The following is a 26524-nucleotide window of genomic DNA, read 5'->3' as shown; positions in this document are numbered from 1 at the left end:
GTGTGTTGGTGTGTGTCGTGTTGTTTTGGGGTTGTTTTTTGTTCTCCTGGCTTCCCACACCCCCACCCCGGCCCCCCCTTCTGGGCCGTGTTTCTTGCGGGGGGGGCCCCCCCCCCCCGGGCCCCCGCGGCCACGAGCATCAGTTTGAGGCTGATGCGCATCGATTACTGCGCGGTGTAGACGATTTCGACGCGACGGTTCTGCGACCAGCAGGACTCGTTCGAATCGGTGCAGACCGGACGCTCTTCGCCGTAGGACACGACGGTCAGCTGCGAAGCCGAGCCACCGTTGGCCTGCAGAGCCGAGTTCACGCCGTTGCCACGACGCTCGCCCAGGGCCTGGTTGTAAGCGCGGCTGCCGCGTTCGTCGGTGTTGCCCTGCAGGGTGATGCGCGAGGACGGACGGTCACGCAGGTACTTGGCGTGGCAAGCCATGATGGCCTGGAATTCCGGCTTGACCGAATCCTGGTCCAGGTCGAAGTAGACAACGCGCTGACGCAGGCACGCGTCGGTATCCAGGTCGCCCGGGCCGTACAGGCCGGAGGTCGACGGAGCGGTCGGCTGGGTGGTCGAACCGGTATCAACCGGCGGCTGTGCCGGCTGTTCCTTGACCTTCTTCGAGCAACCAGCGAGCGCGGCTACCGACAGCAGCGAAACGAGCAAAACACGAGTTGACTTGTTCATGGCTATACCTAGTGGCTCCTGGCCAATGTTGGGGATTAATGCGTGGAGAGATTAACATTTTATCAACGCGCAGTGCGGTACGGACCCCATGCTGGTTCGCGTACATCGCCATCGGCCAATACCAAGCGCTGACGCACCCGGCCGTCGGCGGATACTTCATACAGCACACCACGCCCACCTTCACGAGCGGCGTACAGCACCATGCTCGCATTGGGCGCAAAACTCGGCGATTCGTCCAGCGAACCCGGCGACAGCGTGCTCCAGCGCGCCGCCCCCAGGCTGCTGTCCATCACCGCGATCTTGTAGCTGCTGCCCGCGCCCTGGGCGACGGCAATCTTCTTGCCATCGAAGGAGACGCTGGCCTTGGCATTGTAGTTGCCCTGGAAGGTCACGCGGCTGGCGCTACCACCCGAGGCCGGCACCTGGTAGATCTGCGGGCGACCGCCGCGATCGGAGGTGAAGTAGACCGAGCTGCCATCGGCGGCCCAGGTCGGCTCGGTATCGATGCCGAAATGGTTGGTGAGTTGGGTCAGCTGCTTGCTGCCCAGGTCCATCACGTAGATTTCCGGGTTGCCGCTGCGCGACAGGGCCAGCGCCAGGCGACGGCCGTCCGGAGAGAACGACGGCGCGCTGTTGATGCCACGGAAGCTGGTCAGCAGCTCACGGCCACCGGTAGCGATGTCCTGCACATAGATCGAGGAATTGCCGCGCTCGAAGCTGACATAGGCCAGCTTGCGGCCGTCCGGGCTCCAGCTCGGCGACAGCAGCGGCTCGGCCGAGCGCACGATGGTCTGCGGGCTGTAACCGTCGGAATCGGCCACCATCAACGCGTAGCGCATGTTGGCGCCGCTGCCGCTGGCGGTGATGTAGGCGATGCGGGTCCAGAACGCACCACGCACACCAGTGATCTTCTCGTAGATCGCATCGGCCATCTGGTGGGCGACATCACGCATGGCGCTGGAACGTGCAGTCATCGCCAGGCCGAGCAGGCGCTCGCCCTTGGCCACGTCGAACAATTCGTATTCCACGCGATAGGCGCCGGCACCGGCGTCCTGCACCCGGCCAACGACCAGGAAATCCTGCTTCAGCGCGCGCCAGGTCGGGTACTGGACCTCGCTGCCGCGGCTGGGACGTTCGACGATCTGCGCTTCGGGCAGGTTGCGGAACTGGCCGGAGCGGTCCAGGTCGGCGCGCACCACGGCGGCCACATCGGTCTGCGGCGCACCGGCCGAGCCCTGGTAGGCCATCGGTACAACCGCGATCGGCGTGGCCGAGGCGTTGCCACCGGTGATTTCGATTTCCAATGCCCCCTGCTGTGCCGCAGCCATGAAAGGCAACAGCAGAACGGTGAGGGCGACCAGCCAGCGTGACAGATTCTTCATGAGGCGCTCAGCAGTACGAGTGAATATGAAAGAGGGATAGCAGCAGGCAGATGAACATTTTCGCAATCGTGAACGAAAGTCATGTGAAATCTGCCTGCGTTTTCCCCAAATAATAAATTTCCAGTGAAACCAACAGCATGCCCGGCGGAGCTACCGCTCAATTCTGGGCGGTGAACGTAAACATCAGCTCGCGCCGGAATACCGTTTCGTAGCCACGGAAAGGCAGCGGCTGCGCCCTTAGCACGGCCCGCTCGATCGAATCCCGTGCGGCCGCGTCCATGGCGCAACCCGATTGCACCTCGGCACTCATCACCTCGCCGCCCGGCAGCTGCTTGATCAGGATCCGGCAGCGCGTGCCATTGGCGACATTGTCCGGCCGGTTCCACTGCGCAACCACGGCCTGCTGGATGGCAGCAGCATACTTGGCGGTCAGGTCATTGCTGGTGCCGCCCTGCCCCGGCGACGGCGTGCTCGGCCCGCTGTTGCCACTGCTGGTGGAGGTAGCCTGCGCGCGGGCGCGGGCATCGGCCACCTGACGCAGGCGCTGCTCGGCCAGCTTGGCCTCGCGCTCGGCCTGCTCGCGCTTGCGGCGGATCTCGGCGATCTTCTGCTGGCGCTCCTGCTCGGCCTGGGCCTCACTGGCCTGGCGTTGCTGGTCGGCTATCTTCTTGCGGTCGGCCTCTTCCTGCTGCTTGGCCAAGCGCAGCTTCTGCTCAGCCTCTTCCACGCGCTTGCGCTCGGTCAGGTCGATCTGCTCCTGGCGGCGCTTGGCTTCCTGCTCCTGCCTGGCCTTTTCCTGGGAAATGGCCAAGGCACTGACGCGCTCCTGGTCCACCGTATCGGGCTGGGCGATGCGCTCCTGGGCGTTGTGCTGTTGCGGGGTCGGCGCGTCCTGCGGCTTGGGCTCGGGGATGGGCTGCGGCGGCGGCACGGTGTCTTCCGGCACCGGCTCGGGCTGGGCTTCTTCCACCGGCTCAGGCAGGTCCGGCAGCTTCTCCGAGGCCTGCAGGGCCTGCCGCGCCGCCGAAGCTTCGGCGGCGGACAGCTGCATGTTGGCTTCCAGCGCAGGGTCGCCAGCGGCCGCCTCGGTGTTGCGCGAAGGCGACCACAGCCAGGCAAAGATGAAGATCGCCGCCACCAACAGGTGCACCAGCAGGGCCAATACGACTGGCAGGCCCCACTCGTTGCGGTTGTCGTGCGGCGGTGGCAGTACGTCAGCGTGCATCGGTCGCCAGACCCACCTTTTCAATCTTCGCAGCCTTGATCACGTCCATGGCATCCATGACCTTTTCATAGGCCACGCTCTTGTCGGCGGCCACGATCACGCGAAGTTCCTTGTCCTGCGAGGCCAAGGCGCCCAATTGCGCCTGCAGCGCAGCGGCGTCCATCGCCTGCGGATCCTTGGCTTCGGGCAGCTTCAGGCTCATCTGGCCATCGGCGCGCACCGAGACCACGATCGGGTCCTGCTTGCTTTCCAGCGCCTTGGCGGTGGAACTGGGCAGGTCGACCTCGAAACTGAGGGTCAGCAGCGGCGCGGTCACCATGAAGATGATCAGCAGCACGAGCATCACGTCGATATACGGCACGACGTTTATCTCGGACTTGAGCTTGCGGCGCTTGCGGCGGGGAATGGCGGCGGTCATGGTTGGGCTCCTGCGGTCAGAGGAAGGCGCTGGCGCACTTACTCGTCGCTGCCGCTCTGCTGGCGCTGCAGGATGGAGCTGAACTCCTCGGCGAAGGTTTCATAGCGCACCGACAACCGCTCGACGCGGGTGGTGAAGCGGTTGTAGGCCCACACCGCCGGGATCGCCACGAACAGGCCGATCGCGGTGGCGAACAGGGCTTCGGAAATACCCGGCGCAACCGAGGCGATACCGGCCTGCTCACCGCTGCTGATCATGTCGTGCATCGTCACCATGATGCCGAACACGGTGCCGACCAGACCCACGTACGGGGCGGTGGAACCGATATTGGCCAGCAATTCCAGGTTGCGCTCCAACCCGTCCACTTCGCGGGCGTAGGTGGTGCGCATGGCGCGCTGCGCGCCTTCCAGCTGGGTGCGGCCGTCGAAGGCGCGGCGACCCTGCAGGCGGGTGTATTCGCGGAATCCGGACTCGAAGATGGCTTCCAGGCCATCCACCTGGCGGTTGCGATCGGTCGCCGAGGCGTACAGCTTGCCCAGGTCGGCGCCGGACCAGAAGCGGTTCTCGAACTCGCTGGCCTCGTTGTCGGCGGCCTTGAACACGCGTGCCTTGCGGAAAATGATCACCCAGCTGATGAACGAGCCGGCCAGCAGCAGCAGCACGATCAGCTTGACCGGGATACTGGCCTTGAGCATCAGGTCCAGGTAATTGATGCCGCCGCCATGGCTGGCCTGCGCCACGGTCTGCGCGGCAGCGGCGCTGACGTCGGCCGGCAGGACCTCGGTCACGGTGGCCTGCAGGGCCAGAAGCAAAGCGATCATCCGATCTTCCTCAGTGTTGCTTAAGCGGGTTGTGTTTGAAGGGGTTTCAGTACTGCGTAAAGCGTGTCATCGAGCGCCTGCGGACGGAAGTCGCGGGCACCGACGGCGGCGAGGCGGACCTGCGCCGTTGCCAGCACCTGGTCATCGCGCATCACCGCCTGCGCCATCAGCAGGCTGGCCCGCCGGCATTGCAGCAGTTCCACCGTGGTGGTCAGCGCATCGTCCAGCTTGGCCGGCTTCAGGAAATCCAGGCTCATGGCACGGACCACGAATACCTGGCCGTCACCGCAACGCATGGCTTCCTGACCATAGCCGAGGGCGCGCATCCATTCGGTCCTTGCCCTCTCCATGAAGGCCACGTAGCGGGCGTGGTACACCACGCCGCCAGCGTCGGTATCTTCCCAGTAAATGCGTGTCGGCCAACTGAACCGAGACTCATTCGTCATCGCGTTGCTCCGCGAACAGGTCCACAGGCGCCGGTGCCGCCTTGGGTTTGAGGCCCAGATGGCGGTAGGCCTTGCTGGTGGCCATGCGCCCGCGGGCGGTACGCACCAGGAAGCCCTGCTGGATCAGGAACGGCTCGACCACGTCTTCCAGGGTGCCGCGCTCCTCGGAAAGCGCCGCGGCCATCGATTCGACCCCGACCGGGCCGCCATCGAAGTACTCCACCAGGGTCCGCAGCATGCGCCGGTCCAGCTCGTCGAAGCCTTCCGGATCGACCTTGAGCATCTGCATCGCCGCCTGCGCCACCGTCTGGTCGATATGCCCGCCGGCCTTGACCTGGGCATAGTCACGCACGCGCCGCAGCAGGCGGTTGGCGATACGCGGGGTGCCACGGGAACGGCGGGCGATCTCGCCGGCACCTTCGGCGCTGCAATCAATGCCGAGGATGCCTGCCGAACGCCGCACGATGCGGGTCAGCTCCTCGGCCGAATAGAACTCGAGCCGCTGCACGATGCCGAAGCGGTCGCGCAGCGGCGCGGTCAGCAGGCCGGCACGGGTGGTGGCGCCAATCAGGGTGAACGGTGGCAGATCGAGCTTGATCGAGCGCGCGGCCGGGCCGTCGCCGATCATGATGTCGATCTGGAAATCTTCCATCGCCGGGTACAGCACTTCCTCGACCACCGGCGAAAGACGGTGGATTTCATCGATGAACAACACGTCATGCGGCTGCAGGTTGGTCAGCAGCGCGGCCAGATCGCCGGCTTTTTCGATCACCGGGCCCGAGGTGACGCGCAGCGCCACGCCCAGCTCGTTGGCGATCACGTGGCTCAGCGTGGTCTTGCCCAGCCCGGGCGGGCCGAAGATCAGCACATGGTCCAACGCCTCGCGACGGGCCTTGGCGGCCTGGATGTAGATATCCATCTGCTCGCGCACCGGGGCCTGGCCGAGGTAGTCGGTCAGGCTGCGCGGGCGGATGCTGGCGTCGGCGGCGTCATCCTCACGGGTGGCGCCGGCGCCGATGATGCGGTCGTCAGTCATCCGACTATGTTACGTCCAGCCATACGGAAATAGGAGTTTGTTTGGGAGGAGGAGGGACGAGAAGTGAGTGAAGAGGAGTGAGAAGCAAGAGAAAGCGGGCTGCAATGGTCTGCCCATGCTTTCCAAGGCGTTGTCGCCAACCTGCGCGACAACCCAGCGGCAACAGAAAGGGCGTGCTTCAGCCCTTTCTCGCTGCTCACTCCTCTTCACTCACTACTGCCCTTCAGATTTCCACCTGCGCCCCCAGCTCGACAAGGCGGTTACCGGGGATCCGGAAGAAGCCGGTGGCAGGCGCCGCGTTGCGATGCATGAAGGCGAACAGCTTGTCGCGCCAGATCGGCATGCCACGGTTGGCGCTGGCCACGATGGTCTCGCGGCTGGCGAAGAAGGTGGTATCCATCGGGTCGAAATAGATGCCGCCATGGTCGCAGGAGCGCATCAGCGCCAGCGGGATATCCGGGGTTTCCATGAAGCCATAGCGCACATGGACGCGGTAGAACTCATCGCCGACCGAATCGATGCGCAGGCGCTGGCCTTCGGCCGCGTATGGCATGGGCAGCGTTTCCACGTGCAGGAACACATTGCGCTCGTGCAGCACCTTGTTGTGCTTGAGGTTGTGCATCAACGCATGTGGCACCACGCTTGGGTCGGCGGTCAGGAACACCGCCGTACCCGGCACCCGCACTGGCGGCGCCAGCATCAGGCCCGGCAGGAACGTGTCCAGACGGATACCGTCCTTGCGGATCTCGTCACGCAGCAGCTCGCGACCACGGCGCCAGGTGCGCATCATCGTGAACAGCACCAGGCCAAGCACCAGCGGGAACCAGGCGCCCTGCAGCAGCTTGGCACCGTTGGCGATCACGAAGCCCAGGTCGATCACCAGGAACACCACGCACAGGGCAATGATGGCGTGGCGCGCACGCGGCCACAGCACACGCGCCACCAGCGCCAACAGCAAGGTGTCGATCAGCATCGTGCCCGACACCGAGATGCCGTAGGCCACGGCCAGGTTGCTCGAGCTGCGGAAGGCCAGCACCAGCCCGAACACCATCACCGCCAGGCCCCAGTTGATGCCGGGGATATAGATCTGGCCGATGGTGTCGTGCGAGGTATGCAGGATGCGCATGCGCGGGATGTAACCCAGCTGCATGGCCTGGCGCGAGACCGAGAACGCACCGGTGATCACCGACTGGCTGGCGATCACCGCTGCCGCCGTCGCCAGCAGGATCATCGGGATCAACGCCCACTGTGGCACCGCCTCGAAGAACGGATTGGCCACCGCGTCGGGCCGCTGCAGCACCAGCGCCCCCTGCCCGAGGTAGTTGAGCACCAGGCACGGCAGCACGAAGAAATACCAGGCATGACGGATCGGCGGCGCACCGAAGTGGCCCATGTCCGCGTAAAGCGCCTCGCCGCCGGTCACCGCCAGCACCACCGCACCGAGGATGAAGACGCCGTGCCAGCCATGTTCCATAAAGAAGCGTGCCGCCCACAGCGGGTTGAAGGCCTTCAGCACTTCCGGCGCGGCGATCACGTTCCAGATGCCGATGGCGGCCAGCGACAGGAACCAGATGGTCATCACCGGCCCGAACACCTTGCCCACTTTCTCGGTACCAAAGCGCTGCGCGGCGAACACCGCCGCCAGCACCACCAGGGTGATAGGCACCACGAAATGACTGAGGCCCGGCGCGGCGACCTCCAGGCCCTCTACGGCACCGAGCACGGAAATAGCCGGGGTAATCACGCCATCGCCGAAGAACAGCGAGGCACCGAAAATACCGAGGATGCCCACCACATACGCCGAGCGCGACCCGTTCCGCAGGGTGCGCTGGGCCAGCGCCATCAAGGCCATGATGCCGCCTTCGCCATCGTTGTCGGCGCGCATGATGATGGTCACGTACTTGAGCGTGACCACCATGTTCAAGGCCCAGAACGCCAGCGACAGCACGCCCAGCACGGTGTCGTGGTCACTGTTGAGCCCGTAATGCGGCGAGAACGCTTCCTTCAGGGTGTACAGCGGGCTGGTGCCGATATCGCCGAACACCACGCCGATGGCGCCGACGACCAGCGCCAGGCCACCGGCAGCACCGCCGTGGCCATGGCCTTGAGTAGAAGATTCAGACGTGGAAGAAGCGTGGGACATGGCGATCTCAGGTTGGCGTCATGTTGCCGAGGAAGTTAACGCAGCGCTGCCTGCAGCGCCTTGCGGATGACCGTGGCGACATCATCGCCCTCGGCACCGGCATCGCGCGCCATCTTGGCGGCCTCTGCCGGTTTATAGCCCAGTTGCTGCAATGCCACCGTCGCCTCGGACACCGCATCGGCGCCCAGCTGGCCGGCAATGGGGGCGCCGCCGCCGGTAAAGTTGGCTGCGCGGTCACGCAGTTCGACCACCATACGCTCGGCGGTCTTCTTGCCTATACCCGGAATGCGGGTCAGCGCGGTGACATCGCCGGTCTGGATCAGCCGCGCGAACTCGTCGACGCTGGCCCCGGACAGCACCGCCAGCGCGATCTTGGCACCGATACCCGACACCTTCTGCACGTCGCGGAACAGCCGGCGCTCGCCCTCGCGCAGGAAGCCGTACAGCGAGACGCTGTCTTCCTTCTGTGCGTAATGGGTGAACAGGATCACCTCGCGACCGACATCGGGCAGGTCATAGAAGGTGCTCATAGGCGCCTCCAGCTCATAACCGACGCCATTGACGTCAATCACCAGCCACGGCGGGGCCTTGTAGGCGAGGATGCCGCGCAGGCGACCGATCATGCGAAATACCTCATTTACGACTCCAAGCCTGGCGCACATCCACTCCCAGCCGGTTGGCCGTGGCGCGGACATGCGCATGGGTGATGGCCACCGCCAGTGCATCGGCGGCGTCTGCCTGTAATTTGCCCTGCAGGTTCAGCATCAAACCCACCATATGCTGCACCTGCTGCTTTTCCGCGCCGCCGCGGCCAACCACGGCCAGCTTGATCTCGGTGGCGGCGTATTCGCTGACCGGCAGGTCGCGCATCACCACCGCACACACCGCGGCGCCGCGCGCCTGGCCCAGCTTCAATGCCGAGTCGGCGTTCTTGGCCATGAACACCTTCTCGATCGCCACTTCCTGCGGCTGGAACTCCTCGATCAAGGCATGCAGCCCATGCGCCAGCAAGCGCAAGCGCTGCGGGAAATCCGCCGCACCCAGCAGCACCAGCGGTGCGTGATGGACATGGCGGGCGCGGCCGCTGGCGTCGATGTCGATGATGCCGACACCGGTGCGTTGCGAACCCGGGTCAATGCCAAGGATGCGGGTCATGCTGCCTCTATCAGTAAAAAACGGCGCCCAGCATGGCCGGACGCCGTCTCACCCGGTGGGACCGGGCGGGTCGTCAGACCCGCTCCAGGCCTGCCTGGTCGACGTTGGAATACACGTCCTGCACATCGTCCAGGTCTTCGAGCATGTCCAGCAGCTTCTTCACCTGCACGGCGGTATCGGCATCGACGGCAACGTCGTTGTCGGCACGGAAGGTGATCTCACTGTGATCCGGCACCAGCTTGGCGGCGATCATCGCATCCTTGACCGACTGGAACGCCTCCGGCGCGGTGATCACATCGATCGAACCATCGTCCGGATAGACCGCGATATCGTCGGCACCAGCCTCGATCGCCGCCTCGGTGATGGCCTCCTCGTCCGCGCCCGGCGCGAAGCTCAGCACGCCCAGCCGCTTGAACATGAACGACACCGAGCCTTCGGTGCCCATGTTGCCGCCGCACTTGCTGAAGGCATGGCGGACGTCGGCCACGGTGCGCACGCGGTTGTCGGTCAGGCAGTCGACTATCACGGCGATGCCGCCCGGGGCATAGCCCTCGTAGCGCACCTCTTCGTACTCGACGCCTTCCAGCTCACCGGTGGCCTTCTTGATCGCGCGCTCGATGACGTCCTTGGTCATGTTCGCGGCCAGGCCCTTGTCCATCGCCACGCGCAGGCGCGGGTTGTTGTTTGGGTCGCCTCCGCCACCGCGGGCAGCAACGCTGATCTCCCGGATGATTTTGGTGAAAATCTTGCCGCGCTTCGCGTCATTCGCGTTTTTGCGGCCTTCGATGGAAGGACCTCGACCCATGGGAATACCGTACATCTGTCAGGAACAGGACGGTAATTCTACCTGATCCCCTGCCCCAGCCCCGTCATCCGCCGGTTGCGGCGGCAACTGCGGGGAAACGCCCCTGGCGCAGGAAACCGGCGGTCAGCGTGGCCACCTCCGGCGACAGCACCAGCCCGCTATGGCTGACCGGCACCACGCAGTGGTCGGCCAGCCCTGGCAGACGGGTCTCGGCCAGGCCCACGGTGCCATCGGATTCGCCTTCCAGCGCACCCATCATTGCGCCCAGGCCGTGCGCCACCGAGCCGGCGATCAGGCCGACCTCGGCCTGCCCCTGCCAATCCGGCAGCCCGTGCAACAGCAGGTCGCCACTGCGCCCCAACGCCGCCAGCCAGCCGTGCTCGGCCATGGAACGGGCCGTGCCACTGCCGCATAGCGGCGAGCCCAGGCAGACCACCCGTGGCACGTCCAGGCCCGGTGCCTGCCGCAATGCCTCCAATGCAACCAGGCCTCCAAGGCTGTGCCCGACCACCGACACCGGTCCGCGCGCGCGCAGGCGCTGCACCAACTGCGGCACCGCCCGTTCGGGGCCCCCAAACACGCTGGCATAACCAAACGTATCCACCGCGAAACCGTGTGTGCGCAACCGCCAGGCCAGCGGCAACAGCCAGGAGCGGGTGTTCCAGATGCCGTGCAGGATCAGCACACGGGGACGCGGGGAGTTCTGCCATGACATGCGCGCAGTGTCCGTCATCGCCCTTGTCCACCACAACGGGCAACGACACGGTCTTTAGTCGAAGTTGTAATCCAGCTGTACCGCCAGTTGCCGCCCCACCGCGCTGTAGACCGCGTCGTAGTAGTAGGGAAACGCATCGTTGCTGCTGTCCCGCGGCGGTGCCGTGTCGAAGAGATTGTTGATGAACAAGGTCACGGCCGTGCGCGGGCTGATCTGTCTTGCAACATTCGCGTTCCACAACAGCAGCGGCTTTATGCTTCCCTGTCCATCAACGCGCGGCAAGCGACCCTGGCGGGTGCCGGACACATTGACCGACCACCCCCCCTGCCCCTGCCAACCCAGCGTACTGCGCAGGTAGCTGCGGAAAGCCGGGTTTTCCGCCGACGTCCACTGCGCCTCACGCCATTGTTCATGCAAGGTGCCCGGTGCACGCACACGACGTTCGCCGCGCAAGGTGCGCGACCACGCGGCATGCAGGTTGAAGTCGCCGATGCTGCTGCCGAATCGCCAGTCCAACACCGTGTCGATGCCGCGGACACGTTGCTCGGACTGGTTGGCGGCGGTCGATTCGACCATGACAACGCGCCCCTCTCCCTGGGCACCGCTACGCACGACCCGCTGGCGTGCCCTGCGGCACTCCCAGGAGCGCAGATCCAGCGGACTCGGGCTCCCGTCCAGGCGCAGGCCGGTGGCGCATTCGGCTTCGTCTCGCAGCAACAACGCCGGTGAGATCCGGCCGATGCCGCCCTGGTTGCTGACATCCCAGTAGTCCACGCTGATCGACAGCGCATCACTGGCATCCCAGACCAGGCCTGCGGTTGTTGATGTGCCGGTCTCCGCGTCCAGTTCCGGATTCCGATAGGTCCGCGTCAGGAACGCCGACTCATAGCCGCTGCAATCGGGAGCAGCCCCCGCCACGATGCAACGCCGTGCATCGATCGCCGCCCCATAGCTGCCGCCACCATCGGTGAAGACCCAGTGCATGTCCGGCATCTTGAAACTGGTGGCATGGCTGGCCCGCAGCAACACGCGGCGCAGCGGCCGCCACTCCAGCCCCGCGCTCCAGGTGCGGGCGGTGGCGGCAGCGGTGGCATCGTCATAGCGATCCATGCGACCCGCTGCGCTGGCCCTGATGGTCGCGGTCAGCGGCATCCCCAGCTCGGCCCCAACCGCGTAACGATCACGCACGCCCTCACCCACGCTACCGGTAAGGTTGTAGGTTTCCATCTGCAACGGCAGCAGCGAGGGCGTGTTCCGCAGCCGATAGCGCTGGCGGCTGGCTTCCAGCACCACTGCCATGTCCAGCACGCCAGCGGGAACGTCAGCGACGCCACCGGACACGACATAGGACACTCCCTCCACCCGGGTCAGCGCGTCGTAATGCACCTTGCCGGACATCGCTGAATATTCAGCGGGCGTGATCGGGCGGTACCAATGCTGCAGGTCCAGCGGCTGGATGATGACGCCATCATCGGTCATGCCCATCGGCTCGCCAAAGAAGAAGGCATTGACGGCCTCACCCAGCAGGCGACGCCGGTCGCGCTGTACGCGATAGTCCGAACGCCCACCCACCAGGCTCCAATCCACCCGCTGGCCGTACTGCCCTTGCAGCCCCAGGGCCAGGTCCCACATCCGCTCGCCATAGCGATCGTTCATCGCGTCCAGACCACCGGTTTCCTGTGGGGTCAGCAGTCGCTGCGGGGCGACGTATCCAAACCGCGGATCGTAAACCTCGCCGACGCTGCCGGTACTGGCGGAAAATGGCCCGCTGATCAGCTCCAGGCCGCTGGCCAGTTCGCTACGCGCATCCCATACCTGCAACGCCGCCCACGCCTGCGTGCGTGTCGACACCCTCCACTGCGCACGCACCTGTCCCGACAGCGCCTGCACGCCATCCCGCAGCGACGCGTAGCCGGCATTGCGCCAGCTACCACAGCCATATCCCCGCAGGGCCGGTCCGGGACTGGACGCTGCGGCAAAGTCCCAGTCCACGAACTCACCCTTCCAGCGTTCGCAGACAGTATCCGGCACCGCCACCAGCGTGCCCTTGGCAGCCCCGGCTGCCTGAACGAAGCCCAGTCCGAGAGCGGGCTGGAACGGGTTGGCAGCATCACCGTTGCGCGGAGGTTGCAGGTTCCGCTGTGAACCCCGCAGCAACTCGGCACTGGAAAACTGCAGGGCGTAGCTCAGCCCCCAATCATCGCCACCGTGGCCGCTGAACCATTGCAGGTCAACATGGTCACCGCCTCCCAGGCTGCTGGTGCCGGTACGCAGCGTGGCCTGCGAACCAACATGCGCCTGCTTGAGCACGATGTTGACCACCCCGGCAATCGCATCTGCGCCATAGATGGCCGAGGCGCCGCCCGTCATCAGCTCCACCCGCTCCACGCTGGCCAGGGGAATGCTGCCAAGACTCTGGAAATTGCTACGGCCATTCGAAGGAAACGGGTAATCCGGCACCCGTCGGCCGTCCACCAGGATCAGTGACCGTCCCGGCCCCAGCCCACGCAGGTTCAAGGGCTGTGCGTTGGCCGAAAAGCGCCCACCTGCGCCCTGTGATTCGGCACCGTAGGTGCTCGTGCCGTTCATTGCCAGCGCCTCGCTCAAGCTGAAATGGCCCTCACGCCGCATCTGTTCGGCGGTGATGACAGTTACCGGCGCGGGGCCTTCAACGCTGCTGCGTGCGATCCGCGAACCGGTAACCTGCAGCGTGGCAAGCGAACTGGCCACGGCCGGCATTGTCAGCGGCGGGGTCGCGGCAATCGGTCTGGCGGGATCCGCTGCCACTGCCGGGACAATGGTCACCACCCCGCTGCCGGTCAGCCGATAGCTCAGACCGCTGCCGGCAAGCAGTTGCTGCAGGGCCTGTAGCGGGCGATAGCGCCCGCTCAAAGCCGGCGCCGCCTTGCCGGTCAACATCTGCGGGGCCATCAGTATCTGCAGCCCGGAGCTGGACGCCAACTGCGCCAGCGCCCGCTGCATGGGTTGCGTAGGCAGGCTGTAATAACGCGCGCCAACATCGTCACGTGCCCAGGCGGGGGCAGCCAGCAGAATCAGGCACAGCAACCAGCGGCGCAGCATATCGGGCCGACCTCGCCGTACCTGCCGTTGTCCGCTGTCCGCGCTGGCAATCATCCGCCCTCCAGTGACAAGCGTGCCGCCGTCCAGCTGGCACCCGTGTACAGACGCAGCATCGACCGAATCCCTCATCTGGCAGAATTACTGGCACTGGCTCAAGCTGCGCGTGTCGCTCCAGACTGTCAACGCCAGCCAATGACCGCCGCCCTTCCGCCTGTCCAACCACCCGACACCGTCCGGGACGCAGGTGTCATGGCGCAACAGTACCGCCCCCGCCTGATGCGTTACTTCAGGAATCATCTGGGTTCGGTTGAAGACGCCGAAGATCTCACCCAGGAGACCCTGGTGCGGATGATGCGCGATCCACAGGCGGACAAGGTCAACAACGTCGAAGCCTATCTGATGACAATTGCCGGCAATCTGCTGCGCGATCGTTATCGTCGCGACCGTACCCGCCATGTGGGCCAACATGTACCCATCGACGAGAACACCGAGGGCTGGCCGACCGAATCGGTATGTGGCGAACGCGTCTACCAGGACCGCGAACGCCTGCAGGCCTTCCTCAAGGTACTGGATGACCTGCCCCCGCGTTGCCAGCAGGTTTTCCTGTTGCACCGTTACGAGGGCCTGACCTATGGCGCGATTGCCAGCCAGTTGGGAATCAGCGTCAGTGCCGTCGAAAAACAAATGATGCGTGCCCTGCTCCACTTCGGCACGCGGCTGGAGCAACCATGAAAGAAACCAGGCTGGACGTCGTTGAAGATGCGGACCCGATCGGCACCCAGGCTGCGAGCTGGTTCGCACGCCTGCATGCCGATGAGGTGAGCGAGGAAGAACAGGCCCGGCATCAGGCCTGGCTGGATGCCGCCCCCGCCCACCGGCTTGCCTACGACCGGCTTGAGCGCATGTGGACGATGCTGGGCGGCTTCGCCGCCACGCCCGAAGTGGAGCAGCGCCTGGCGGCGATTCCGGCACCAGCGACGCAACCCGCCCGCCAGCCGCCGCAACGCCGACCGCGGCGCATGCGCTGGCTGGCGGCCTGCGCGGCAGCATTGACTGCCGTTGTCGTCGGCTGGCGGCTGTTCGCCCCCGCGCCGACCAGCGAGCTGCGCGTTGCCAGCGCAGTCGGCGAGCAGCGCAACATCACCCTTGAGGATGGCACCGAAGTGGCGCTCGACACCGGCACCACGCTGCGTGTGCGCTACAGCGCACAACAACGTCGCATCGTGCTGGACCAGGGCCGCGCGTTCTTCAAGGTGGCGGCGGACCGCGCGCGTCCGCTGACCGTGGATACCGCGCAGGGCAGCGTACGCGCCGTCGGCACCCAGTTCGAGGTCTATCGTCTGGACAATGGCCTCGATGTAACTCTGTTCGAAGGCAAGGTACAGCTACGCGCTGCCGACGGCAGCGCCGCAGCCGTGGCCACGCTCACTCCCGGGCAGCGCGCGCACATGACCACCGGCAAGACGCCACAAGTACAGAACTTCCAAGGCGGCAGCGCACCGGCATGGATCAACGGCCAACTGGTGTTTGAAGACCTGCCATTGCGGGCGGCGGTGGACGAGTTCAATCGCTATGGTGGCAGCCCGTTGCGGGTCAAGGATGCGGCGCTGGGCGAACTGCGTGTATCCGGGGTGTTCCGCAGCAATGACAGCACTGGCTTCGTTGAAGCCTTGAACGCCCTGCACAAGGTTTCGGCACATACCAACGCCGCAGGCGAGACCGAGCTCAGCCGCTGATCACCGTGCGCCCGCAGGAAGCCTGCGGCGCGCAGTGACACCTCATAGTGGCTGCAGCAATGCCTGCCTGATCCGCTCGCGCTCCAGCACCTGCATATGCAACAAATCCTTGAGCCGTTGGTTCTCCGCCTGCAGCCGCCGCAGGTGGCTTGAGGAAGGCGCGCGCCGACCAGCGCAGATGCGCTGCAACTGCACACGCGACGCATCACTGAAGCCATGCTTCCTGCAGAGCTCCTGCAGGGTCTGACCGGCATCAAGCTCGCGCAGGAAGCCGATCACCTGCGCCTCGTCAAAATGCTTTCTCATGCTTGCTTCGCCTTGCCGGCAACTGCATCAACGCCAGTCTTGCCGTCCATGCCAACGCCCAGACAATCCGCACCGTGGCCGCAGCAACAAGGCTCAGCTACCAGGTCCGATACTCAGAGGACTGCGCACGTATGAGCACGCAAACCACTCCCTTTCCTGTCTAGACGCAGCAGCCAAACATACCCACAGCGATGCAGCGCACACTTTGATGCATGCAGGGAGGTTATCGGCACGTTGCTGGATTACCAGCTTCGCGGCTCACGCCGCTCCCGCAAATGCACGCACACAACTGTAGTGCCGAGCCATGCTCGGCAAAGCGCCCTCCCGGCAATGCCTGGAATCGGCGTTGCCGAGCGTCAATCAGCCAGCAAGCCGCCGCAGGATGAACTCATTGTCGCGCACGCTGCCGACCGGGAATTCATAGGCCCCTACGTGCTGGAAGCCATGCCGTGCATAGAAACGCTGCGCGCCGAAGTTCTCCGACCACACGCCAATCCACAATGTACGCCCCGGGGTCTGCAGCCACTGCAGGGCCGCCGCGAACAGCTGCCCCCCCTGACCGCCACCTTGATGCTGGCGCAGCACGTACAGACGTTTCAATTCACCGTCGCCAGCCGCTGCATCCGCATGCGGCAAGCCACAGGGGCCGGCAAAGGCGAAGCCGATGGCCTCGCCGTCCGCTTCCAGCAACCACGCCGCGTAATCGCCGGACTGCAGCTGTTGCCGCTGCAGTTCGACCGGATAGGCCGTGGCCAGGTAATCGGCCAGGTCCTGCGGCGGGTACAGATGACCGAACGTCTCGACAAAAGTACGTTCGGCCAGTGCGCACAGCACGCCGGCATCCTCGGGCGTGGCACGGCGGATGCTGGCGGCTGCAACCAAGGCTCAGGCCTTGTCGGCGCGCGGACGCACCTGCACGTGCACTTCAGCCAGCTGCGCATCGGCGATCGGCGACGGCGCATCGGTCATCAGGCACTGCGCGCCAGTGGTCTTCGGGAACGGAATGACGTCGCGGATCGACTCGGTGCCGGCCATCAGCGCGGCAATACGATCAATACCGAAGGCGATGCCACCGTGCGGCGGTGCGCCGTAGTTCAGTGCATCCAGCAGGAAGCCGAACTTGGCGCGTGCCTCTTCGGCACCGATGCCGAGCAGTTCGAACACCGCGCTCTGCATTTCCGGGCGGTGGATACGGATGGAGCCGCCACCGATTTCATTGCCGTTGAGCACCATGTCATAACCGCGCGAAACCGCGGTCTTGGCATGCGCGCGCAGCTCGGCGACGTCGTCCACCGCCGGTGCGGTGAAGGGATGGTGCAGGGCCACGTAGCGCTGCTCTTCCTCGTCCCATTCGAACATCGGGAAGTCGGTGACCCACAGCGGTGCCCAGGTGTTGGCGACCAGGCCGAAGTCCTTGCCGGCCTTCAGGCGCAGCGCGCCCATGAAGTCGGAGACCTTGTTGTAGCCACCGGCGCCGAAGAACACGATGTCGCCATTGCCGGCACCAATGTGCTTGAGCAGCGCGGCAAAGGCGTCTTCGCCGAAGAACTTCTGGATCGGCGAGCTGACCTCGCCGTGGTCGGCGATCTTGATGTAGGCCAGGCCCTTGGCGCCGTACTTGGCGGCGTGGGCGGCGTATTCGTCGATCTGCTTGCGGCTGAGGCTGGCGCCGCCCGGGATGCGCAGCGCGGCCACGCGGCCGTCGGCGTCATTGGCCGCGGCAGTGAACACCGGGAACTCGCTGGTCTTGACCAGCTCGGCCACGTCCACCAGTTCCAGCGCGATGCGCAGGTCCGGCTTGTCCGAGCCGTAGCGACGCATCGCCTCGGCCCAGGTCATGCGCGGGAACTGTGCGGCCAGGTCAACGTCCACCACTTCCTTGAAGATGGCGCGGATCATGTTCTCGACGAAATCCTGGATGTCGCGCTCGCGGACGAAGGCGAACTCCATGTCCAGCTGGGTGAACTCCAGCTGGCGGTCGGCACGCAGGGCCTCGTCGCGGAAGCAACGTGCGACCTGGTAGTAGCGGTCAAAGCCGGCCACCATCAGGATCTGCTTGAACAGCTGCGGGCTCTGCGGCAGCGCGTAGAACTCACCCGGGTGCATGCGCGCCGGCACCAGGAAGTCGCGGGCGCCTTCCGGGGTGGCCTTGGTCAGGATCGGGGTTTCGATGTCCTGGAAGCCGCGCTCGTCCAGGTGACGGCGCAGGGCCTGCACCAGCTTGATGCGGGTGCGCTGCATGCGCTGCATCTCCGGGCGGCGCAGATCCAGGTAACGGTACTTCAGGCGGGTGTCTTCGCCCGGGTTCTCGTGCGCGTGGAACGGCAGCGGCGCAGCCTTGTTGAGGATGGTGATGCGGGTGGCGATCACTTCCACCTTGCCGCTGCGGATCTTGTCATTGACCGCATGGCGGGCACGCACCACGCCTTCCACCTGCAGCACGTCCTCGTAACCCAGGCTGGCGGCAACGGCAAAGACCTCGGCGTTGTCGGGCTCGACGGTGACCTGGACGATGCCTTCGTGGTCGCGCAGATCGATGAAGCAGACGCCGCCGAGGTTACGGGCAACGTCGGTCCAGCCGGCGAGGGTCACGGTTTGGCCGATCAGGGTCTCATCGACCAGGCCGCAGAAATGGGTACGCATGGAAAGCTCCGCAGGGGGCCCGGTACGAAACGGTGCCGGGTAGCCCCGTATTTTGGCGCTGAGCGCGGGCTGGAGCAAATCCGCCCATCAGTCACGCGGCCTTAAGTGGGGCTGCGCCTATAGTTCGGCCACCCAACCTGAACAGGGAAGCCGCCATGAACCGACCCCTCCTGCTCGCCGGCCTGGCGACCCTGCTGGCACTGGCGTTGAGCCCCTCCCCGGCCCCGGCCCAAACGGCCTTCCCCGGTGCGCACAACGGCACCATTCGCTGCGACAGCAACAGCAACCGCCAACAGGTCTGCAATACCGGTTGGCGCAGCGCGGTGCTGGTCCGCCAGGTTTCCGATACACGCTGCGTGGAAGGCCGCAACTGGGGCAGCAACAACGGCAGCGTCTGGGTCAATGGCGGCTGCCGCGCCGAATTCGCCGAAGGCCGTGGCGGCTGGGGCGGCGGCCCCGGCAACGGCAATGGCCAGGGCGGCTGGAATGGCAACCGAACCATCCGCTGCGACAGCAACAGCAACCGCCAACAGGTCTGCAATACCGGTTGGCGCAGCGCGGTGCTGGTCCGCCAGATCTCCGATACCCGCTGCGTGGAAGGCCGCAACTGGGGCAGCAACAACGGTAGTGTCTGGGTCAATGGCGGCTGCCGTGCCGAATTCGCCGAAGGCCGCGGCGGCTGGGGCGGCGGTCCCGGCAACGGCAATGGCCAGGGCGGCTGGAACGGCAACCGCACCATCCGCTGCGACAGCAACAGCAACCGCCATGTGGTCTGCAACACCGGCTGGCGCAGCGCGGTACTCGTGCGGCAGATCTCCGACACGCGCTGCGTGGAAGGCCGCAACTGGGGCAGCAACAATGGCACTGTCTGGGTCAATGGCGGCTGCCGCGCCGAGTTCGCCGAAGGTCGCGGTGGCGGCTGGGGCAATGGTGGCGGCTGGGGCGGCAACGATTACTTCGTCGATTGCCATAGCAACAGCAACCGCCTGAACACCTGTGCCTGGGACCGCCGCCAGGGACGTCCGGTGATCATCCAGCAGGTCTCCGATACCCGCTGCGTCGAAGGCCGCAACTGGGGCTACAACGGCAACAGCATCTGGGTGAACGGTGGTTGCCGCGCCCGTTTCGGCGGGCGCTGAACCTCAACGCAAGCGGTTTGGAGGGCGCCGGCAACGGCGCCCTCCGCATTTCAGGCTTCGCTGCCCCATGGCGCGGGCGGCAATTGCACCGGCGTGCCCAGGTCGAACTCGACCTGGAACAGACGTCCATCCGGGCGCGCAAGTTCGTAGACAAAGCGCTTGCCCGGCACCAGCTCCATCGCCCAGGTATTGCGCAGGGAGGCGGTCATGCCATGTGCGGTGAACATCGCCACCGATGCCGCATCCACCGGAAACTCCTGCCGCTCGGCACTACCGGCCTGCGCAGTGTCGCCGCCGTACATCGTCACTGCGTCCGGGCTGCCGTCGGCGTGGCGGTGATCGTGCTTCAGGCGCAGGCCGCGATCGGTCCGGGTGATCACCCAGGTCCGCGAATGGTCCGTCCCCACATGGAACGGCACCCGCAGCTCCTGTTGCGGACTGTCGCAGCCACGTACATGCATCACCAGGGTTTTGCCATCGAACGGATCCGGCGTAGCGGATTGCGGGTGATTGGCGATGATGCGCCCGGCAAAAGCCTGCCCGCAGTACTGCGCCAGCTCGGCAAGGAACTGGTCGGCTGGGGTGGCTGCCGCCGTTGCTGACGGGGCGTTGCTGGCAGCAAGCACCGAAGCGGGAAGGACGACCATGCCGGCCATGGCCAGCGCGCGAATCAGATTCGGGAACGATGAGGTTTTCATGCCCCGATCCTCGCCCAGCTGCCAGCTCAAGGCAACGCGGCACCGCCGTGGGTTGCGTGTTGGGCTGCCTGCAATGCATTTCGCCATTGCGTGGTTACCGCCGATTGCCTGCCATACAAAGGCTCGGCGGCCGCTACGGCGGCCTGCCAGTAGCGCACAGCCTCCTCGCCCTTGCCACGTCGTTCGGCCAAACGCGCGCGCAATACCTGTTGGTGCACCGCTGCATAGGGACTGCCCGACAGCAGGGACTGCACGCCATCCAGCACCTGTGCCGCCGCATCCAGCCGCTGTTTGCTGATCAGCCATTCGGCCCAGCCCTGCTGCAGGCGAATGGCGTTGGCGCTGCCGGCGGGAATACGCGGCAGCCACAGGTCACGCGCCCGCTGCAGCATGGCATCGCCCGCATCGTCACCCTGGCGGGCCAACAGCAGACCGAGCTGGAACTCCAGGTCCAGGCTATCCGGGTGATCCCTGCCGATCGCCGCGGCACGTATTGCCAGCGCCTGCCGATAGGCGGACTCAGCGGCGGGCATGTCGCCCTGCGCCTGCGCAAGCAGTGCGGCAGTTTCGGTGACCACCGAATAGTTGTAGCTGTCCTTGCCCAGCACCTGCGCCGACAACCGCAGTGCGGTTTCAACATGCGGCCGCGCGCGTTCCGGTTCGCCTTTGCGTATCAGCGCCTGCGCCAGCCGGTTGTTCTCGCTGACCACATAGACACTGCGCTCCCCGAAGATGGCGGGTGCGCGTGCCAGGTTGGCTTCGAAGGTAGCGATGGCCTCATCCAGGTCACCCCGATCCATCACCATCAACGCACGTTCGGTATTGCTGGCCCAATAGTCGTAGGACGATTCGCCGAGAATGCGCAGGAACAAGGGCGTGGACTGCTCGAATGCCGCCGCCGATGCAACCAGGTCACCCTTGCGCCGATACGTCATGCCGAGGTTGTCCAGGGTCACGCCGATGTACTGCTCGCGTTTGCCGGCCTGATGCCGCAGCAGCGCCTGTTTGAACGCGTGTTCGGCATCGTCATAGCGCTGCTCCGACAACAGCGACAGGCCCAGTGAATTGTAGGACTGGGCAACGCGGAAACTGTCCGCAGGCTGCTTGCCCAGCAGCGCCAGCGCGCGCCGCGCCATCGCCGCGCCCTCCGTGCCGTTGCGATTGTTGGCATACGTTCCCGCCAACAGGTTGAACAGACGCGCAGCTTCGTCCAGGTTCCTTTCACCGCCTGCCACCGCCAGCGCTTCAGCCGCCTGCAGCATCATCGGATCGGCACGGCGCAGATCACCGGCATTGCGATATGCCAAGCCAATTACACCCTTCAGGCGTGCCTGCACTTCGGCCGATGCATCCAGCTCCTTGTCGATGCGCGAGGCAGCCCGATCCAGCACCTCGCGGGCGCTGATGTCCTCGCCGCCGCGTACGCCTTTCTCGCGCGGATCAGCCGCCTGGAACATTTCCACCAGGAAGCCGCTGACCTGCTCGGCGACCTTGGCTTCACGCTCGGCGGCGGCGCGTTCGGCTGCCAGCCGCCACACGAACCAGGCGGCAAACAACAGTGCCAGCAGCAACAGCCCTGCCCCTTTCCAATTGCGGCGCAGCCAACGTCCACCGCGATAGAACCGGCTGCCATTACGTGCCTGCACCGGCCGATGCCGCAGGTAATTGCGCACGTCGGCGGCCAGGGCTTCCACCGATGGATAGCGCTGCCCAGGCGACAAGGCACCAGCACGCACCACGATCGCATCCAGGTCGCCGCGCAGGGCGCGCGCCCAGCGACAATCGGCCTTGGCCAGCCCACTGGGCGCAGCCACCGCAGCCTGGTGGTCGCTTGCGCCGCGCCTGCCGCCCTTGCCTGCCAGCAGTTCGCTCAACACCGCAGCCAGGCTGAAGACATCGCTGCTCACCCCCACCTCACGCCCCGACTGCAGCTCAGGAGCGGCATACGCCGCAGTGAAGAACTGCGCACCCGCGTCGCCGCCTTCATCGCCCAGCAGCCGCGACACGCCGAAGTCCAGCAATACCGGCTCACCATCCTCGCGCACCAGGATATTGGAAGGCTTCAGGTCGCAATGCAGTACCAGTCGCGCATGCGCGGCCTGCACGGCGTTGCATACCTGCAGGAACAGCTGCAAACGCTGGCGAAGATCCAGCTGCCGCCGTGTGCAGTACACATCCAGCGGTTCGCCAGGCACGTACTCCATTACCAGATACGGTTGCCCGCCCGGGGTCGTGCCACCGTCGTACAGGCGCGCGATGTTCGGATGCTGCAGGCTGGCAAGAATGCGCCGCTCGGCGGCCAGGCGTTCGGCCACCCGTGCGCCTGGCTGGCCCTGCAGGACCTTGATCGCCACGTCCTGTGCGTACAGTCCGTCCGCACGTTCGGCGCGGAACACGATACCCATGCCGCCACTGGCCAGTCGTAGGCATAGCCGCCACGGGCCGATGACATCGCCTTCACTCAACTCCGAAGGAACGGCGGCGGCAAACATTTTTTCGATCGGGTCACGCGCACGCCCCAGATCGCAGGTCTGCGCCTGCAGAAGTTCCAGGGTTTCGGCGATGACCTGGGGATCGGCACTCAATCGCGCAAGCTCGGTCCGCCATCGCGACGGCTCCAGCTCACACACCGCATCAAACAACTCGCGCACCTGCTGCCAGCTTTCCCGATCCACGCACATCCCCTTTGCCACACGCCCGCCTCGCTGCGAGGTCGTGCCGGTTGTGAGGATCATAAGCGGCGCTCAGCGCTGTGGTTCGTAAGAATCAGAGCCGGAGCTCGCATCCGTTGCCGGTGCAGCAGCATCTCCACCTTCTCTTACGACCTGCTCGTCGATGGGCTGGGCGTCTTCCTTGCTCAGCGGGTCCACGTCCATCGGCCGGCGGAATACCAACGATGGCAGCAGCGTGGTCAGCGCCGCATACAACAGCAAGGCACCAAACAGCACCGGCGAGATCGCAAACCGTTCGCGCATGATCGCCGCCAGCACCAGGGTGAAGATCAGTGTAGGTGACAGCGCCAGCGCAACCCGCAGGCTGGTGCGGAAACTTTCCCCGAACAACACCCGTCGCTGCAGCCAGATCACCGCGATGCGCAACGGCAGCACCACCAGGGTGATCACCAGGCCCAGGCCCAAGGCCTCGAAACTCAAGGCCTCGGCCGGCACCTTGGTACCGGCGTTGAAGAAATAGAACGGCACGAAGAACGAAGCAAACAGACGCAGCGCATGCAGGTTTTCGTGCGAGGCCAAGGTTGGCATGCGCTGCTGCAGCAACCGCGCCACCAGGCCGGCGATGAACGCACCCACCAGGTAATACACACCCAGGCCATAGGTGATGTACGCCGCCAGCATGCCAACCATCACCAACAAGGAGAACTCCGAACCCGGCGCATGCGGTGCCACCCAACGACCAAGCGCCACGAACAACAGCGGCAGCCCCACCATCATCGCCAGCAAGGCCATGCTCGACAGCGCCATATGCACCGGATCGCCCGCCTGCAGCACCACGAACAAGGCCGCCAGCGCCAGCAGTTCACCGGCAATGGCCTTGCTGCTGACCCAGAAGCGCTCGGCATCATCCAGCCCCAGCTGCGACAGCGAATCCATGATGAAGCCGGTCGACGGCGTCAGCAGGGCCAGCGCCAGCAGCGCAGCCGCCTGCCATGACAGGCCAGCGTAATGCCAGGCCAGCCACGCCACCCCGGCCAAGGTACCACTGCGGATCAGCAGATGCGCCAGCAGCGGCCACATCCCCTTGCGCAGGTCGGCCACATCCACTTCCAGACCGGCGAACAGGAACAAGGAAGAGATGCCCAGCGTGGCCAGCAGGCTGACGACCGGATCATGCGAGCCGTCGCCCAGCCATAGCATCGCGCCGATGCCGAACACCAGGCAGGTCAGCGGCGCCGGCAGGTTGAAGCGCTGCAACGCGCGCGGGATGACCAGCAACGCGAAGATCAGCAGCAGATAGATCAGTTCCTTGCTCATGACACCTGTTTCCTCTGGACCGGTTGTGCAAAGGCGACACCGGCCAGCCTGCGCCGACGGCTATCGGTCAGCGCAGCCGGGCACTGGCAAGCTCCCCCACGCCGCGAAGGATGCCATTGCGGCCGTCATCATCCAGTGCAGAACCCTGCAGGTAGCTCACCAGCAGCCACGGCGTCCCGCCTTGCAGGGGCCACAACACCGCGATGTCATTGGTGGTATCGCTGCCATTGCTGCCGGTCTTGTCGCCCACCCGCCAGCCCTGTGGCAGGCCGGCGCGCAGGCGCGCATCGCCGGTCTGGTTGTCGATCAGCCAATCGGCCAGCTGCTGGCGCGCGGCCGCGCCCAGCACATCGCCGAGCACGAAACGCTGCAGATTGCCGGCCATCGCCGCCGGGCTGGTGGTGTCGCGCGGATCGCCCTCGGCATAGCGGTTGAGTTCGGGCTCGTTGCGCGCGCTCACGGTGATGTGGTCGCCGTGTGCACGCAGGAAGGCAGTGAGCCCGGCCGGCCCGCCGAGCAGCGGCAGCAGCAGGTTGGCTGCGGCATTGTCGCTGACGATCATCGTGGCCCGGCACAGGTCGCGCACCGTCATGTCCTTGCCCACGTGGCGCTCAGTGAACGGCGAATGGTCAAGGATGTCGCTCGCCCGCACCGGCACCCGCTGGTCCAGCGACAACTGGCCGGTCTCGGCGCGCTGCAGGATGGCCGCTGCCAGCGGGAACTTGACGGTGCTGCACATCGGGAAGCGCTCATCCATGCGGTGGCCATGGCGCTCGCCGGTCGCCGGGTTCCACAGGCAGACACCCAGACGGCCACCGCTGCGCTGCTCCAGCGCGGCAAAGTCGGCATTGCCGACCACGCCGCCGGGCGCTGGCGGCGTGGCGTTGCGGGCCAGCGCCTTCGGCAACAAGGCCGTGGCCAGGGCAGCGGAACCGAGGGCGAGAAACTGGCGGCGGGCAAGCATGGCGACTCTCCAGAAAAGTGGTTCCGCCGATCTTGCCGACCACGAAGGGCCCGGACCAACGCAAAGAATCAGCGGGAGCCATTAGTTTTTCTTGCGCCTTAGGCCGCATTTTCCGCCCGATAGGGGAAATAATGCCGGCGACCATCAACTTTCATCATGACTGCGTATGATCCGCCCGCAACTGCCGCTCAATGCCCTGCGTGCCTTCGAGGCCGCAGCCCGGCACCTGAACTTCACCCGCGCGGCGCTGGAACTGTGTGTCAGCCAGGCCGCGCTGAGCCACCAGATCCGCGGCCTGGAGGACCGCCTGCAGGTCAGCCTGTTCCACCGGCTGCCGCGCGGTGTTGCCCTCACCGATGAAGGCGCGGCGCTGTATCCGGTGCTGACGGATAGTTTCGACCGCATGGCGATCGCGCTGGACCGCTTCACCGGCGGCCGCTTCCGCGAGGTGCTGACGGTGGGCGTGGTCGGCACCTTCGCCACCGGTTGGCTGTTGCCGCGCCTGCCGGGTTTCGAGGCCGCCCATCCGGATATCGAGTTGCGCGTGCAGACCCACAACAACCGCATCGACCTGGCCGGCGAAGGCCTGGATCTGGCCATCCGTTTCGGTGATGGCGACTGGCAGGGCCAGGACTGCACCGCCATTGTCGATACCTTGTTCGCACCGTTGTGCGCACCGGCCGTGGCGCGCAAGCTGCGGCAGCCGCGTGATCTTGGCAACGTGCCGTTGCTGCGTTCCTACCGCAATGACGAGTGGCCCCGCTGGCTGCAACTGGCCGGGGTCAACGGCGTGGAGGCGCGCGGGGCGGTATTTGATTCCTCACTGACCCTGGCCAGTGCGGCGGCCGCAGGCGCCGGGGTCGCGTTGTTGCCGCTGCGCATGTTCGAGCAGGATCTGGCCGAAGGGCGGCTGTTGCAGCCGTTCGCGCCGACCTTGTCACTGGGACGTTATTGGCTGACGCGGCTGCGCTCGCGGCAGGAGCGCGAACCGCTACGGCGCTTCCGCCTATGGTTGCTGGCACAGGAAGGATTGGACCTGTAGTGCCGAGCCACGCTCGGCAGAGGCCTCACCTGTAGTGCCGAGCCATGCTCGGCAAGGGGCATCACCGGTAAACCCCCAACCGAGCATGGCTCGGCTC

24 protein-coding genes are annotated in these 26524 nt (G+C 65.6%); 4 read left to right on the top strand and 20 right to left on the bottom strand.

Annotated features, from left to right (window positions below; all coding sequences use genetic code 11):
• Positions 1-164: 164 nt before the first annotated feature.
• The 13 genes from pal to AC1VXC_RS04505 all read right to left on the bottom strand — a co-directional run bounded on the left by pal (position 165) and on the right by AC1VXC_RS04505 (position 13964).
• Positions 165-683, bottom strand: a complete 519-nt coding sequence (gene pal, locus AC1VXC_RS04565) for a peptidoglycan-associated lipoprotein Pal (RefSeq protein WP_057628800.1) — start codon at positions 681-683, stop codon at positions 165-167.
• Positions 684-745: 62 nt separating this feature from the next.
• Entirely contained in the window at positions 746-2065 is a 1320-nt protein-coding gene (gene tolB, locus AC1VXC_RS04560; RefSeq protein ID WP_313174353.1) for a Tol-Pal system beta propeller repeat protein TolB, read from the bottom strand.
• A 157-nt stretch (positions 2066-2222) separates the two neighbouring features.
• Positions 2223-3290 carry a cell envelope integrity protein TolA gene (gene tolA, locus AC1VXC_RS04555; RefSeq protein WP_313174354.1) on the bottom strand — a complete coding sequence of 356 codons (1068 nt, stop codon included), beginning with the start codon at positions 3288-3290 and terminating at the stop codon, positions 2223-2225.
• A complete protein-coding gene (gene tolR / locus AC1VXC_RS04550) occupies positions 3280-3708 on the bottom strand; it encodes a protein TolR (protein WP_057628798.1) in 429 nt (142 codons plus the stop codon). The genes tolA and tolR overlap by 11 nt, the downstream gene beginning before the upstream one ends.
• Before the next feature lie 38 nt (positions 3709-3746).
• Positions 3747-4529 (bottom strand): protein TolQ, encoded by a 783-nt coding sequence (gene tolQ, locus AC1VXC_RS04545; protein ID WP_481527716.1) that lies wholly within the window; start codon positions 4527-4529, stop codon positions 3747-3749.
• 20 nt (positions 4530-4549) lie between these two features.
• Complete coding sequence (gene ybgC, locus AC1VXC_RS04540) at positions 4550-4975, bottom strand: tol-pal system-associated acyl-CoA thioesterase (RefSeq protein WP_481538046.1); 426 nt, start codon at positions 4973-4975, stop codon at positions 4550-4552.
• A complete protein-coding gene (gene ruvB, locus AC1VXC_RS04535) occupies positions 4965-6011 on the bottom strand; it encodes a Holliday junction branch migration DNA helicase RuvB (RefSeq protein WP_313174360.1) in 1047 nt (348 codons plus the stop codon). Before ruvB ends, ybgC begins: the two co-directional genes overlap by 11 nt.
• Positions 6012-6234: 223 nt before the next feature.
• Positions 6235-8154: a potassium transporter Kup gene (locus AC1VXC_RS04530; RefSeq protein WP_313174362.1), complete on the bottom strand. Its 1920-nt coding sequence runs from the start codon at positions 8152-8154 to the stop codon at positions 6235-6237.
• A gap of 35 nt (positions 8155-8189) precedes the next feature.
• Positions 8190-8777: a Holliday junction branch migration protein RuvA gene (gene ruvA / locus AC1VXC_RS04525; RefSeq protein WP_303747170.1), complete on the bottom strand. Its 588-nt coding sequence runs from the start codon at positions 8775-8777 to the stop codon at positions 8190-8192.
• 10 nt (positions 8778-8787) lie between these two features.
• Positions 8788-9309, bottom strand: coding sequence for a crossover junction endodeoxyribonuclease RuvC (gene ruvC, locus AC1VXC_RS04520; RefSeq protein WP_481527713.1), 522 nt, complete (start codon positions 9307-9309; stop codon positions 8788-8790).
• 73 nt (positions 9310-9382) lie between these two features.
• Complete coding sequence (locus AC1VXC_RS04515) at positions 9383-10114, bottom strand: YebC/PmpR family DNA-binding transcriptional regulator (RefSeq protein ID WP_313174366.1); 732 nt, start codon at positions 10112-10114, stop codon at positions 9383-9385.
• A 64-nt stretch (positions 10115-10178) separates the two neighbouring features.
• On the bottom strand, positions 10179-10847 hold the full coding sequence (locus AC1VXC_RS04510) for an esterase/lipase family protein (protein WP_313174367.1): 669 nt from the start codon (positions 10845-10847) through the stop codon (positions 10179-10181).
• 36 nt (positions 10848-10883) lie between these two features.
• Positions 10884-13964 carry a TonB-dependent receptor domain-containing protein gene (locus tag AC1VXC_RS04505; protein WP_481538045.1) on the bottom strand — a complete coding sequence of 1027 codons (3081 nt, stop codon included), beginning with the start codon at positions 13962-13964 and terminating at the stop codon, positions 10884-10886.
• A gap of 195 nt (positions 13965-14159) precedes the next feature.
• On the opposite strand from AC1VXC_RS04505, the gene AC1VXC_RS04500 reads away from it, so the two are divergent.
• Both AC1VXC_RS04500 and AC1VXC_RS04495 read left to right on the top strand, forming a co-directional pair.
• Positions 14160-14642 (top strand): RNA polymerase sigma factor, encoded by a 483-nt coding sequence (locus tag AC1VXC_RS04500; RefSeq protein WP_313174370.1) that lies wholly within the window; start codon positions 14160-14162, stop codon positions 14640-14642.
• Positions 14639-15646 (top strand): FecR family protein, encoded by a 1008-nt coding sequence (locus AC1VXC_RS04495; RefSeq protein ID WP_481538044.1) that lies wholly within the window; start codon positions 14639-14641, stop codon positions 15644-15646. Before AC1VXC_RS04500 ends, AC1VXC_RS04495 begins: the two co-directional genes overlap by 4 nt.
• Before the next feature lie 42 nt (positions 15647-15688).
• Here the strand turns inward: AC1VXC_RS04495 and AC1VXC_RS04490 are convergent, their stop codons facing one another.
• The 3 genes from AC1VXC_RS04490 to aspS form a co-directional block, all read right to left on the bottom strand.
• Positions 15689-15952, bottom strand: a complete 264-nt coding sequence (locus AC1VXC_RS04490) for a transposase (RefSeq protein WP_313493986.1) — start codon at positions 15950-15952, stop codon at positions 15689-15691.
• 360 nt (positions 15953-16312) lie between these two features.
• Positions 16313-16834, bottom strand: a complete 522-nt coding sequence (locus AC1VXC_RS04485; RefSeq protein ID WP_481538043.1) for a GNAT family N-acetyltransferase — start codon at positions 16832-16834, stop codon at positions 16313-16315.
• 3 nt (positions 16835-16837) lie between these two features.
• Positions 16838-18595, bottom strand: coding sequence for an aspartate--tRNA ligase (gene aspS / locus AC1VXC_RS04480; protein WP_481538042.1), 1758 nt, complete (start codon positions 18593-18595; stop codon positions 16838-16840).
• 155 nt (positions 18596-18750) lie between these two features.
• Between aspS and AC1VXC_RS04475 the strand changes: the two genes are divergently transcribed.
• Positions 18751-19734 (top strand): DUF3011 domain-containing protein, encoded by a 984-nt coding sequence (locus tag AC1VXC_RS04475; RefSeq protein WP_313174378.1) that lies wholly within the window; start codon positions 18751-18753, stop codon positions 19732-19734.
• A 50-nt stretch (positions 19735-19784) separates the two neighbouring features.
• On the opposite strand, the gene AC1VXC_RS04470 is transcribed toward AC1VXC_RS04475, so the two are convergent.
• The 4 genes from AC1VXC_RS04470 to blaCESS form a co-directional block, all read right to left on the bottom strand.
• Complete coding sequence (locus AC1VXC_RS04470; protein WP_313174400.1) at positions 19785-20381, bottom strand: hypothetical protein; 597 nt, start codon at positions 20379-20381, stop codon at positions 19785-19787.
• A gap of 77 nt (positions 20382-20458) precedes the next feature.
• Positions 20459-23107, bottom strand: coding sequence for a serine/threonine-protein kinase (locus AC1VXC_RS04465; RefSeq protein WP_481538041.1), 2649 nt, complete (start codon positions 23105-23107; stop codon positions 20459-20461).
• Positions 23108-23176: 69 nt separating this feature from the next.
• Positions 23177-24421, bottom strand: a complete 1245-nt coding sequence (locus AC1VXC_RS04460; protein ID WP_481538040.1) for a cation:proton antiporter — start codon at positions 24419-24421, stop codon at positions 23177-23179.
• Positions 24422-24488: 67 nt separating this feature from the next.
• Positions 24489-25385 carry a CESS family extended-spectrum class A beta-lactamase gene (gene blaCESS / locus AC1VXC_RS04455; RefSeq protein WP_313493997.1) on the bottom strand — a complete coding sequence of 299 codons (897 nt, stop codon included), beginning with the start codon at positions 25383-25385 and terminating at the stop codon, positions 24489-24491.
• 166 nt (positions 25386-25551) lie between these two features.
• Here blaCESS and AC1VXC_RS04450 point away from each other — a divergent pair, with 166 nt between their 5' ends.
• On the top strand, positions 25552-26427 hold the full coding sequence (locus AC1VXC_RS04450) for a LysR family transcriptional regulator (RefSeq protein ID WP_481538039.1): 876 nt from the start codon (positions 25552-25554) through the stop codon (positions 26425-26427).
• Positions 26428-26524 lie beyond the last annotated feature (97 nt).

The sequence above is a fragment of the Stenotrophomonas sp. STEN033 genome (assembly GCF_056856655.1).
Note: the sequence above shows the minus strand (reverse complement) of the source record. Positions and strands in the feature narration are given on the sequence as shown.